The organism is Bosea sp. AS-1, from assembly GCF_002220095.1.
GTDB lineage: Bacteria > Pseudomonadota > Alphaproteobacteria > Rhizobiales > Beijerinckiaceae > Allobosea.
Genome location: NZ_CP022372.1, coordinates 2,448,550 through 2,460,535 on the forward strand (window position 1 = coordinate 2,448,550; position 11,986 = coordinate 2,460,535).

At 64.6% G+C, this 11,986-nt stretch carries 10 protein-coding genes; all 10 read left to right on the forward strand.

Features of this window, described 5'->3' with window-relative positions; translation table 11 throughout:
• Positions 1-100 precede the first annotated feature (100 nt).
• The 10 genes from rpoC to rplB all read left to right on the forward strand — a co-directional run bounded on the left by rpoC (position 101) and on the right by rplB (position 11,986).
• A complete protein-coding gene (gene rpoC, locus CE453_RS13370) occupies positions 101-4,285 on the forward strand; it encodes a DNA-directed RNA polymerase subunit beta' (protein ID WP_089175039.1) in 4,185 nt (1,394 codons plus the stop codon).
• A 428-nt stretch (positions 4,286-4,713) separates the two neighbouring features.
• A complete protein-coding gene (rpsL, locus tag CE453_RS13375; RefSeq protein ID WP_038358286.1) occupies positions 4,714-5,085 on the forward strand; it encodes a 30S ribosomal protein S12 in 372 nt (123 codons plus the stop codon).
• Between the two features lie 73 nt (positions 5,086-5,158).
• Complete coding sequence (gene rpsG / locus CE453_RS13380) at positions 5,159-5,629, forward strand: 30S ribosomal protein S7 (RefSeq protein WP_089175040.1); 471 nt, start codon at positions 5,159-5,161, stop codon at positions 5,627-5,629.
• A 33-nt stretch (positions 5,630-5,662) separates the two neighbouring features.
• On the forward strand, positions 5,663-7,738 hold the full coding sequence (fusA, locus tag CE453_RS13385) for an elongation factor G (RefSeq protein WP_089175041.1): 2,076 nt from the start codon (positions 5,663-5,665) through the stop codon (positions 7,736-7,738).
• A 44-nt stretch (positions 7,739-7,782) separates the two neighbouring features.
• Positions 7,783-8,973: an elongation factor Tu gene (gene tuf / locus CE453_RS13390; protein WP_089175029.1), complete on the forward strand. Its 1,191-nt coding sequence runs from the start codon at positions 7,783-7,785 to the stop codon at positions 8,971-8,973.
• 67 nt (positions 8,974-9,040) lie between these two features.
• Positions 9,041-9,349 carry a 30S ribosomal protein S10 gene (gene rpsJ / locus CE453_RS13395; RefSeq protein ID WP_038365384.1) on the forward strand — a complete coding sequence of 103 codons (309 nt, stop codon included), beginning with the start codon at positions 9,041-9,043 and terminating at the stop codon, positions 9,347-9,349.
• A 124-nt stretch (positions 9,350-9,473) separates the two neighbouring features.
• Positions 9,474-10,199, forward strand: coding sequence for a 50S ribosomal protein L3 (gene rplC / locus CE453_RS13400; RefSeq protein ID WP_089175042.1), 726 nt, complete (start codon positions 9,474-9,476; stop codon positions 10,197-10,199).
• Positions 10,199-10,819: a 50S ribosomal protein L4 gene (rplD, locus tag CE453_RS13405; RefSeq protein WP_089175043.1), complete on the forward strand. Its 621-nt coding sequence runs from the start codon at positions 10,199-10,201 to the stop codon at positions 10,817-10,819. The genes rplC and rplD overlap by 1 nt, the downstream gene beginning before the upstream one ends.
• Positions 10,816-11,127, forward strand: a complete 312-nt coding sequence (locus CE453_RS13410) for a 50S ribosomal protein L23 (RefSeq protein WP_089175044.1) — start codon at positions 10,816-10,818, stop codon at positions 11,125-11,127. Before rplD ends, CE453_RS13410 begins: the two co-directional genes overlap by 4 nt.
• Positions 11,128-11,143: 16 nt before the next feature.
• The gene (gene rplB / locus CE453_RS13415) at positions 11,144-11,986 is read left to right on the forward strand and encodes a 50S ribosomal protein L2 (protein ID WP_089175045.1); all 843 of its coding nucleotides are present in this window, start codon (positions 11,144-11,146) and stop codon (positions 11,984-11,986) included.

Here is an 11,986-nt window from a genome sequence, read left to right on the forward strand (position 1 = left end):
AAGCCTTGGACATTCGCCGGCGGCACTGACGCCGCCGGCAGACGGAATTTACGAGCCGGGCAGGGCGGCCTTTGCCCCCGCCGGCTAGAGGAGACAGGCGATGAAGCAAGAGGTCATGAACCTTTTCGGCCAGCAGCCGGTCCAGCAGGCCTTCGACGCGATCAAGATCTCGATCGCGAGCCCGGAGAAGATCCTGTCCTGGTCCTATGGCGAGATCAAAAAGCCGGAGACCATCAACTACCGCACGTTCAAGCCGGAGCGTGACGGCCTGTTCTGCGCGCGCATCTTCGGGCCGATCAAGGACTACGAGTGCCTGTGCGGCAAGTACAAGCGCATGAAGTTCAAGGGCGTCATCTGCGAGAAGTGCGGCGTCGAAGTCACGCTCGCCCGCGTCCGGCGCGAGCGCATGGGCCATATCGAGCTCGCCGCCCCGGTGGCGCATATCTGGTTCCTGAAGTCGCTGCCCTCGCGCATCGGCCTCCTGATGGATATGCCGCTCAAGGACCTCGAGCGCATTCTCTACTTCGAAAGCTACGTCGTCATCGAGCCGGGCCTGACCCCGCTCAAGGACCGTCAGCTTCTGTCGGAGGAGGAGTACGTCCGGGCTCAGGAAGAGTACGGCGCGGACACCTTCACCGCCATGATCGGCGCGGAAGCCATCCGCGAGATGCTGCGCGCGCTCGACCTCGACCAGATCAACGCCGATCTCAAGCATGAGATCGCGACGACGACGTCTGAGCTGAAGCCCAAGAAGCTGATGAAGCGCCTCAAGATCATCGAGGCGTTCCAGGAGTCGGGCAACAAGCCGGAATGGATGGTGATGACCCAGATCCCGGTCATCCCGCCGGATCTGCGCCCGCTCGTTCCGCTCGATGGCGGCCGTTTCGCGACCTCGGATCTGAACGACCTCTATCGTCGCGTCATCAACCGCAACAACCGCCTGAAGCGCCTCATCGAGCTGCGCGCGCCGGACATCATCATCCGCAACGAGAAGCGGATGCTGCAGGAGTCCGTCGACGCCCTGTTCGACAACGGCCGCCGCGGCCGCGTCATCACGGGTGCCAACAAGCGCCCGCTGAAGTCGCTCGCCGACATGCTGAAGGGCAAGCAGGGCCGCTTCCGCCAGAACCTGCTCGGCAAGCGCGTCGACTACTCCGGCCGCTCGGTCATCGTCGTCGGCCCGGAGATGAAGCTGCACCAGTGCGGCCTGCCGAAGAAGATGGCGCTCGAGCTGTTCAAGCCGTTCATCTATGCGCGCCTCGACGCCAAGGGCTACTCGACCACGGTCAAGCAGGCCAAGAAGCTCGTCGAGAAGGAGAAGCCTGAGGTCTGGGATATCCTGGACGAGGTCATCCGCGAGCATCCGGTGATGCTCAACCGCGCGCCGACGCTCCACCGCCTCGGCATCCAGGCCTTCGAGCCCGTGCTGATCGAAGGCAAGGCGATCCAGCTGCATCCGCTGGTCTGCGCCGCCTTCAACGCGGACTTCGACGGCGACCAGATGGCCGTGCACGTCCCGCTGTCGCTCGAAGCGCAGCTGGAAGCGCGCGTGCTGATGATGTCGACCAACAACATCCTGCACCCGGCGAACGGCCAGCCGATCATCGTGCCGTCGCAAGACATCGTGCTCGGCCTCTACTACCTCTCGATCGTCTCGGACGGCGAGCCGGGCCAGGGCAAGATCTTCGGCGATTTCGGCGAGCTCGAATATGCGCTGCACGAGAAGGTCGTGACGCTGCATTCGAAGATCAAATATCGCTGGACCGGCGTCGGCCATGACGGCAAGCCGTACACGAAGATCTACGACACCACGCCGGGCCGCGTGATCCTCTCCACCGCGCTGCCGGAGCACCCGGCCGTGTCCTTCGACGTCGTCAACAAGCTGATGACCAAGAAGGAGATCTCCGGAATGATCGACGCCGTGTATCGCGGCTGCGGTCAGAAGGAGTCGGTGATCTTCTGCGACCGCGTCATGGGGCTGGGCTTCAAGCACGCCTTCAAGGCCGGCATCTCCTTCGGCAAGGACGACATGGTCGTGCCGGAGAACAAGTGGCAGATTGTCGACACGACCCGCGCGCTCGCCAAGGATTACGAGCAGCAGTATCAGGACGGCCTGATCACCCAGGGCGAGAAGTACAACAAGGTCGTCGATGCCTGGGCGAAGTGCTCCGACAAGCTCGCCCAGGAGATGATGGCCCGCATCTCGACCGTCCAGAAGGACGACAACGGCCGCGACAAGCAGATCAACTCGATCTACATGATGTCGCACTCGGGCGCCCGTGGTTCGCCGGCGCAGATGCGCCAGCTCGCCGCCATGCGCGGCCTGATGGCCAAGCCGTCGGGTGAGATCATCGAGAGCCCGATCATCTCGAACTTCAAGGAAGGCCTCGACGTTCTCGAGTACTTCAACTCGACCCACGGCGCCCGTAAGGGCCTCGCCGATACGGCGTTGAAGACGGCCAACTCCGGCTATCTGACCCGTCGTCTCGTCGACGTGGCGCAGGACGCGATCATCTCCGAGGTGGATTGCGGCTCGGATAACGGCATCAAGATGCGCGCCATCGTCGATGCCGGCCAGGTCGTGGCTTCGCTTGGCGTGCGCATCCTGGGTCGTTCCGCGGCTGAGGACGTGACCGACATCGACGGCAACGTCCTGGTGCCGAAGGGCACGATGATCGAGGAGAGCCATATCGAGAAGATCAACGCCGCCGGCGTCCAGGAGGTGAAGATCCGCTCGGTTCTCACCTGCGAGACCAAGAACGGCGTCTGCGCGACCTGCTACGGGCGCGATCTCGCTCGCGGCACGCCCGTCAACATGGGCGAGGCCGTCGGCGTCATCGCGGCGCAGTCGATCGGCGAGCCGGGCACGCAGCTCACCATGCGCACCTTCCACATCGGCGGCGCGGCCACGATCGCGGACCAGTCCTTCGTCGAGTCGAACTTCGAAGGCACGGTCAAGATGCGCAACCGCAACGTCGCGCGGAACTCGGACGGCGACCTCATCGCCATGGCGCGCAACATCGCCATCGTGATCGTCGGGCCGGACGGCGCCGAGCGCGCGGTCCATCGCGTCCAGTTCGGCTCGAAGCTGCGGGTCGACGAGGGCGACAAGGTCAAGCGCGGCCAGCGCCTGATCGAGTGGGATCCCTATTCCCGCCCGATCCTGGCGGAAGTCGACGGCAAGGTCGGCTTCGAGGACCTCGTCGACGGCATGTCGATGACCGAGACGACCGACGAGGCGACCGGCATCTCCAAGCGCGTCGTGATCGACTGGCGCGGCTCGGCCCGCACGGCCGACCTCAAGCCGGCGATGACGATCATGGGTGCGGACGGCAAGATCGCGAAGCTCGCCCGTGGTGGCGATGCCCGCTACATCCTGCCGGTCGACGGCATCATCTCGGTCGAGCCGGGCTCGACCGTGAAGGCCGGCGACGTGCTCGCCCGTGTCTCGACCGACTCGGCCAAGACCCGCGACATCACCGGCGGTCTGCCGCGCGTCGCGGAACTGTTCGAGGCGCGTCGTCCGAAGGATGCGGCGATCATCGCCGAGAAGTCGGGCGTCATCGGCTTCGGGAAGGACTACAAGAACAAGCGTCGCGTCACCCTGACGCCGCACGATGGTTCGGACGTGGTCGAGTACCTGATCCCGAAGGGCAAGCACATCCATCTCCAGGACGGCGACGTCGTGGAGGTCGGCGACTACATCCTCGACGGCAACCCGGCCCCGCACGACATCCTGGCGATCAAGGGTGTCGAGGAGCTGGCGGCTTATCTGGTGAACGAGATCCAGGAGGTCTATCGCCTCCAGGGCGTCGGCATCAACGACAAGCACATCGAGGTCATCGTCCGGCAGATGCTGCAGAAGGTCGAGATCACGGAGTCGGGAGACACCGACATCCTGACCGGCGACCAGGTCGATCGCGTCGAGCTCGAGGAAATCAACGCGAAGATGCGCGAGGAGGGCAAGAAGCCGGCTTCCGGCGTGCCGGTCCTGCTCGGCATCACCAAGGCCTCGCTGCAGACCCGCTCGTTCATCTCGGCGGCGTCCTTCCAGGAGACCACCCGCGTCCTCACCGAGGCGGCGGTCAACGGCAAGTCGGACCTGCTCGAGGGCCTCAAGGAGAACGTCATCGTCGGCTCGCTCATCCCGGCCGGCACCGGCGCCCAGGTCGCCCGCATCAAGCAGGTGGCGACTCGCCGCGACGATCTCATCATCGGCCAGAAGGCGGATGCGGCGGCCAAGGCTGCTGCCGAAGCCGCGGCGGTCCTGCCGGCTGCCGAGTAAGGCCCACGGTTCACGCAATGATTGGAAAGGCCGCCCCGTCCGGGCGGCCTTTTTCTTGCGCGGAGGGGCGGGCGAGGGCGCAGCCGACCGAAACCCCGCAAAACCCGCCGTTTTCGGCGGTTTCGGGCTTGACGCGAATCTCCGGTTGAGTCATAAGCGCGCCACTGTCGACGGCTGTCGGACACGTTTGTCGCTTGCGCATGGTTCGCGAGCGAGGTTCGCGACCGAAACTCCGTCGGAATTCCAGCGTCGAATGACGACATGGCAGGATGCAGGAACGCGGGGCTTTTCCGTGTTCCTCTGCTGGCGAACGCGCCTGAGGCCCCTTGAAGGGCGCCGATGGCGCGGCTTCGTTTATGTCATGGCTTTGCTCGGCCTGGGAGATTTGACCAGGAATTTCCAAACGCTCAGTGGGGCGAGAGGCCAGAATGCCGACAATCAGCCAGCTCATCCGCAAGCCGCGGTCGCCCGTGAAGGCGCGTAACACCGCCCCGGCGCTCGAGTCGTGCCCGCAGAAGCGCGGCGTCTGCACGCGCGTCTATACGACGACCCCGAAGAAGCCGAACTCGGCGCTTCGTAAGGTTGCCAAGGTTCGTCTCACCAACGGCTTCGAGGTGATCGGTTACATCCCGGGTGAAGGTCACAACCTTCAGGAGCACTCGGTGGTGATGATCCGCGGCGGCCGCGTGAAGGACCTTCCCGGCGTGCGCTATCACATCCTGCGCGGTGTGCTCGACACGCAGGGCGTCAAGAACCGCAAGCAGCGCCGTTCGAAGTACGGCGCGAAGCGTCCGAAGTAATTTTCTGCCAGGCCGGCGGGGTCTTCCGACCCGAGCCGGTCCGCAGCGTTCCAGATTGACCGGAGACTAGACGATGTCCCGCCGCCACAGTGCCGAAAAGCGCGAAGTTATCCCGGACCCGAAGTTCGGCGATATCGTCGTGACCAAGTTCATGAACTCGGTCATGTACGAAGGTAAGAAGTCGACCGCCGAGCGGATCGTCTACGGTGCCTTCGACATCATCGAGGCGAAGACCAAGAGCGAGCCGCTCGGCGTCTTCAAGTCGGCGCTCGAGAACGTTGCTCCGGCGATCGAGGTCCGTTCCCGTCGCGTCGGTGGTGCGACCTATCAGGTTCCGGTCGAAGTCCGTACCGAGCGCCGCCAGGCTCTCGCGATCCGCTGGCTGATCGCGGCTGCCCGTGGCCGTAACGACAAGACCATGGTGGAGCGCCTGTCGGCCGAGCTGATGGATGCCGCCAACAACCGCGGCAACGCCGTCAAGAAGCGTGAAGACACGCACCGGATGGCGGAAGCCAACCGCGCCTTCTCGCACTACCGCTGGTAAGCGGCGCGCTGACCCGAGACACAGAGCACGATCATGGCCCGTTCCCATCCCATCGACCGTTATCGCAACTTCGGCATCATGGCCCACATCGATGCCGGCAAGACGACGACGACCGAGCGCATCCTCTACTACACCGGCAAGTCCCATAAGATCGGCGAAGTCCACGACGGCGCCGCGACCATGGACTGGATGACGCAGGAGCAGGAGCGTGGCATCACGATCACCTCGGCTGCGACGACCTGCTTCTGGCGCGACAACCGCCTGAACATCATCGACACCCCCGGCCACGTCGACTTCACCATCGAAGTCGAGCGTTCGCTGCGCGTGCTCGACGGTGCGGTCTGCGTGCTCGACGGCAACCAGGGCGTCGAGCCCCAGACCGAGACGGTCTGGCGTCAGGCCGACAAGTACGACGTCCCGCGCGTCGTCTTCGTCAACAAGATGGACAAGATCGGCGCCGATTTCTATCGCTGCGTCCAGGACATCATCGACCGCGTCGCCGGCAAGCCCGTCTGCTTGCAGATTCCGATCGGTTCCGAATCCGACTTCGTCGGCGTCGTCGACCTCGTGAAGATGAAGGCGATCGTCTGGAACGGCGAGGCGCTCGGCGCTTCCTTCGACGAGAAGGACATCCCGGCCGATCTCGCCGACAAGGCTGCCGAGTATCGCTCGAAGCTCGTCGAGGCCGCCGTCGAGATGGACGACGCCGCGATGGAGGCTTACCTCGAAGGCACCGAGCCTGACGCCGACACGCTGCGTCGCCTGATCCGCACCGCGGTTCAGCGTCGCGCCTTCCACCCCGTGCTCTGCGGCTCGTCCTTCAAGAACAAGGGCGTGCAGCCGCTGCTCGACGCCGTCGTCGACTATCTGCCGTCGCCGGTGGATCGTGGCGCGGTCGAAGGCATCGACTTCAAGACCGAGGAGCCGACCACCCGCAACCCGAGCGACGCCGACCCCTTCGCGATGCTCGCGTTCAAGATCATGGACGACCCCTTCGTCGGCACGATCACCTTCTGCCGCGTCTATTCGGGCAAGGTCGAAGCCGGTCAGAGCGTCATCAACTCGACCCGCGACAAGAAGGAGCGCGTCGGTCGCATGCTGCTGATGCATGCGAACAACCGCGAGGACATCAAGGAGGCTTATGCCGGTGACATCGTCGCCCTGGCCGGCCTCAAGGACGTCCGTACCGGCGATACGCTCTGCGACCCCGTCAACGCGGTCATCCTGGAGCGCATGGAGTTCCCCGAGCCGGTCATCACGATCGCGATCGAGCCGAAGTCCAAGGCCGACCAGGAGAAGCTGGGCCTCGCCCTGTCGAAGCTCGCGAACGAGGATCCGTCCTTCCGCGTGTCGACCGACCAGGAGAGCGGCCAGACCATCCTGAAGGGCATGGGCGAGCTGCATCTCGACATCAAGGTCGACATCCTGAAGCGCACCTACAAGGTCGATGCCAATATCGGCGCGCCGCAGGTCGCCTATCGCGAGACGATCACCAAGAAGGTCGACATCGACTACACCCACAAGAAGCAGACCGGCGGCACGGGTCAGTTCGCCCGTGTCAAGTTCACGGTCGAGCCGAACGAGACCGGCAAGGGCTTCGAGTTCGAGTCGAAGATCGTCGGCGGCGCGGTGCCGAAGGAGTACATCCCGGGCGTCGAGAAGGGCCTGCAGTCGGTCATCTCGTCCGGCGTGCTCGCCGGCTTCCCGGTGGTGGACGTCAAGGTCTCGCTGATCGACGGTGCCTTCCACGAGGTCGACTCGTCGGCCCTGGCCTTCGAAATCGCCTCGCGCGCCGGTCTTCGCGAAGGCCTGCAGAAGGCTGGCTCGGTCCTGCTCGAGCCGATCATGAAGGTCGAGGTCGTGACCCCGGAAGACTATACCGGCTCGGTCATCGGCGACCTGAACTCGCGTCGTGGCCAGATCCAGGGCCAGGACATGCGCGGCAACGCCGTCGTGATCAACGCGATGGTGCCGCTGGCGAACATGTTCGGCTACGTCAACCAGCTGCGCTCGTTCTCGCAAGGCCGCGCGAACTATACGATGCAGTTCGACCATTATGAGCAGGTTCCGTCGGCGGTCGCCGCCGAGGTCCAGGCCAAGTACGCCTGACCAGAACCTTCGACTGAACACTGAGAGATTGAACGGAGGCTACGATGGCCAAAGAGAAGTTTTCGCGGACGAAGCCGCACTGCAACATTGGAACGATTGGTCACGTTGACCATGGCAAGACGTCACTGACGGCTGCGATCACGAAGGTTCTGGCTGAGTCTGGCGGTGCGTCGTTCACGGCGTATGACCAGATCGACAAGGCGCCCGAGGAGAAGGCCCGCGGCATCACGATCTCGACGGCGCACGTCGAGTACGAGACGCCGAACCGTCACTACGCGCATGTCGACTGCCCCGGCCACGCCGACTATGTGAAGAACATGATCACGGGCGCGGCGCAGATGGACGGCGCGATCCTGGTGGTGTCGGCGGCGGACGGCCCGATGCCGCAGACCCGCGAGCACATCCTGCTGGCGCGCCAGGTCGGCGTTCCGGCGCTGGTGGTGTTCATGAACAAGGTCGACCTGGTCGACGACGCGGAGCTGCTCGAGCTGGTCGAGATGGAGATCCGCGAGCTTCTGTCGAAGTACGACTTCCCCGGCGACGACATCCCGATCACCAAGGGCTCGGCGAAGGCTGCGCTGGACAACGTCACGCCGGAGATCGGCCATGACGCGGTGATCGCGCTGATGAAGACGGTGGACGACTACATCCCGCAGCCGGAGCGTCCGGTCGACCAGCCGTTCCTGATGCCGGTCGAAGACGTGTTCTCGATCTCGGGTCGCGGCACGGTGGTGACGGGTCGCGTCGAGCGCGGCATCGTGAAGGTCGGCGAGGAAATCGAGATCGTCGGGCTGAAGGACACGCAGAAGACGACGGTGACCGGCGTCGAGATGTTCCGCAAGCTGCTGGACCAGGGCCAGGCTGGCGACAACATCGGCGCGCTGCTGCGCGGCACGAAGCGCGAGGACGTCGAGCGCGGCCAGGTGCTGTGCAAGCCGGGCTCGGTGAAGCCGCACACGAAGTTCAAGGCCGAGGCCTACATCCTGACGAAGGAAGAGGGTGGCCGTCACACGCCGTTCTTCACCAACTACCGCCCGCAGTTCTACTTCCGCACGACGGACGTGACCGGCGTGGTCTCGCTGCCGGAAGGCACGGAGATGGTGATGCCGGGCGACAACATCTCGATGGAGGTGACGCTGATCGCCCCGATCGCGATGGAAGAGAAGCTGCGCTTCGCCATCCGCGAAGGCGGCCGCACCGTCGGCGCAGGCGTCGTCGCTTCGATCATCGCGTAACGCGTTTTCGTGAGGGGCGAGGGCTCTTCGGGGCCTTCGCCTTTTCACGTCACGGAGAAAATAGACCATGAACGGTCAGAACATTCGGATCCGCCTTAAGGCGTTCGATCACCGTGTCCTCGACGCTTCGACCCGCGAGATCGTGTCGACCGCGAAGCGGACGGGCGCCCAGGTCCGCGGACCGATCCCGCTGCCCACGCTCATCGAGAAGTTCACGGTCAACCGCTCGCCCCACATCGACAAGAAGTCGCGCGAGCAGTTCGAGATGCGGACCCACAAGCGGGTTCTCGATATCGTCGATCCGACCCCCCAGACGGTCGACGCTCTCATGAAGCTCGATCTCGCCGCCGGTGTCGACGTCGAAATCAAGCTTTAAGTCGGAGATGGTCTGAAGGACGAACCGGTATCCGTTTCGTCCGATCATCTTCGGATCCGATTAAACGGGTCCTCTGTTTCCGGCGACCCCGGATGGACATGACCCCAAGAGAAGGTATGCACCGATGCGTTCCGGTGTGATTGCACAGAAAGTCGGGATGACCCGCATCTTCACGGATGCCGGCGAGCACATTCCCGTCACCGTGCTGAAGCTCGACAACTGCCAGGTGGTCGCGCATCGCACGATCGAGAAGAACGGCTATTCCGCCGTGCAGCTCGGGTCGGGCTTGGCCAAGGTCAAGAACGTCTCGAAGGCGCAGCGCGGCCATTTCGCCGTCGCCAAGGTCGAGCCGAAGCAGAAGATCGTCGAGTTCCGCGTCAGCGATGACGCGCTGATCCCGGTCGGCGCCGAGCTCACCGCGGACCACTTCGTCGTCGGCCAGTTCGTCGACGTCTCCGGCACCACCACCGGCAAGGGCTTCGCCGGCGGCATGAAGCGCTGGAACTTCGGTGGTCTGCGCGCCACGCACGGTGTTTCGGTGTCGCATCGCTCGATCGGTTCGACCGGTGGCCGTCAGGACCCGGGCAAGACCTTCAAGAACAAGAAGATGCCGGGCCATCTCGGTGCCGAGCGCGTGACCACGCAGAACCTGCGCGTCGTCCAGACGGATGTCGAGCGCGGCCTGATCCTCGTCGAGGGCGCCGTTCCCGGCGTCGCCGGCGGCTGGATCCATGTCCGTGACGCCGTCAAGCGCGCTCTGCCGAAGGATGCGCCGCTGCCGGGCAAGTTCAAGGTTGCCGGCGAGGCAAAGGCAGAGGCTCCTGCGGCCCAGGCTGAGGAGAACGCGTGATGAAGTTCGATATCACCACTCTCGAGGGCAAATCGGCCGGTTCGGTCGAGCTGTCGGATACCGTGTTCGGCCTCGAGCCGCGCGCCGACCTGCTCGCCCGCATGGTCCGCTACCAGCTCGCCAAGCGCCGCGCCGGGACCCATAAGTCCAAGGGCCGCTCGGAAGTCGACCGCACCCGCAAGAAGATCTACAAGCAGAAGGGCACCGGCGGCGCTCGCCACGGCGCGGCTTCGGCTCCGCAGTTCCGCGGCGGCGGCAAGGCTTTCGGTCCGGTCGTGCGCGACCACGCCCATGAGCTGCCGAAGAAGGTCCGTGCGCTGGCTCTGCGCCACGCGCTCTCGGCCAAGGCGAAGGATGCCGGCATCATCGTCATCGACGATGCCAAGCTCGCCGAGCCGAAGACCAAGGTGCTGCTGGGCCATTTCGGCAAGCTCGACCTGTCGAGCGCGCTGATCGTCGGCGGCGCCGAGATCGATACGAACTTCGGCCTGGCCGCTCGCTCGATCCCCAACGTCGACGTGCTGCCGGTTCAGGGCATCAACGTCTATGACATCCTGCGTCGCGACAAGCTCGTCCTGACGCGCGCGGCTGTCGATGCGCTGGAGGCGCGCTTCAAATGAGCCAGTCCGCCAAGAACCTGGACCCGCGCCACTACGATGTAATCGTGGCGCCGGTCATCACCGAGAAGGCGACCACGCTCTCCGAGCACAACAAGGTCGTGTTCAAGGTTGCGCGCACCGCGACCAAGCCGCAGATCAAGGCGGCGATCGAGAAGCTCTTCGACGTCAAGGTCAAGAGCGTCAACACGATCGTCACCGAAGGCAAGGTCAAGGTCTTCCGTGGCCGCCTCGGCCAGCGCTCGGACGTCAAGAAGGCCGTGGTGACCCTCGAAGAGGGCCACTCGATCGACGTGACCACGGGCCTCTGAGGGAAGGATCGCCATCATGGCTTTGAAACACTTCAAGCCGATCACGCCGAGCCTTCGCCAGCTCGTGATCGTCGACCGCAGCGAGCTCTACAAGGGCAAGCCGGTCAAGAAGCTGACCGAGGGCAAGTCGTCCTCGGGCGGCCGCAACAATCTCGGCCGTATCACCGTCCGCTTCCGCGGCGGTGGCCACAAGCGCACGCTGCGCCTCGTCGACTTCAAGCGTCGTGGCAAGGCCGGCATCCCGGCGACCGTCGAGCGGATCGAGTATGATCCGAACCGCACGGCCTTCATCGCCCTGATCAAGTATCAGGACGGCGAGCAGTCCTACATCCTGGCGCCGCAGCGCCTGGCTGTCGGTGACACCGTGCTGGCCGGCGACAATGTCGACGTGAAGCCCGGCAACGCGGCCCCGATGGGCTCGCTGCCGATCGGCACGATCGTCCACAATGTCGAGCTGAAGATCGGCAAGGGTGGTGCGCTGGCGCGGTCCGCGGGCAACTACGCCCAGATCGTCGGCCGCGACCAGGGCTACGTCATCGTTCGCTTGAACTCGGGCGAGCAGCGCCTGATCTCGGGCCTGTGCTACGCCACCGTCGGCGCCGTCTCGAACCCGGATCACATGAACCGGAACGACGGCAAGGCGGGTCGCTCGCGCTGGCTCGGCCGTCGTCCGCATAACCGCGGCGTCTCGATGAACCCGGTCGACCATCCGCATGGCGGTGGTGAAGGCCGTACCTCCGGTGGCCGTCATCCGGTTACGCCGTGGGGTCTGCCGACCAAGGGCAAGAAGACCCGCTCGAACAAGCGGACCGATACGTTCATCGTGTCGAGCCGTCACGCCCGCAAGAAGAAGAACTGA

Bases quoted from the DNA above. Each gene is read 5' to 3' on its own strand.
- rplD (WP_089175043.1), top strand. From the start codon at position 10,199: ATGAAGTTCGATATCACCACTCTCGAGGGCAAATCGGCCGGTTCGGTC.
- CE453_RS13410 (WP_089175044.1), top strand. From the start codon at position 10,816: ATGAGCCAGTCCGCCAAGAACCTGGACCCGCGCCACTACGATGTAATC.
- rpsL (WP_038358286.1), top strand. From the start codon at position 4,714: ATGCCGACAATCAGCCAGCTCATCCGCAAGCCGCGGTCGCCCGTGAAG.
- rpoC (WP_089175039.1), top strand. From the start codon at position 101: ATGAAGCAAGAGGTCATGAACCTTTTCGGCCAGCAGCCGGTCCAGCAG.
- rplB (WP_089175045.1), top strand. From the start codon at position 11,144: ATGGCTTTGAAACACTTCAAGCCGATCACGCCGAGCCTTCGCCAGCTC.
- rpsG (WP_089175040.1), top strand. From the start codon at position 5,159: ATGTCCCGCCGCCACAGTGCCGAAAAGCGCGAAGTTATCCCGGACCCG.
- fusA (WP_089175041.1), top strand. From the start codon at position 5,663: ATGGCCCGTTCCCATCCCATCGACCGTTATCGCAACTTCGGCATCATG.
- tuf (WP_089175029.1), top strand. From the start codon at position 7,783: ATGGCCAAAGAGAAGTTTTCGCGGACGAAGCCGCACTGCAACATTGGA.
- rpsJ (WP_038365384.1), top strand. From the start codon at position 9,041: ATGAACGGTCAGAACATTCGGATCCGCCTTAAGGCGTTCGATCACCGT.
- rplC (WP_089175042.1), top strand. From the start codon at position 9,474: ATGCGTTCCGGTGTGATTGCACAGAAAGTCGGGATGACCCGCATCTTC.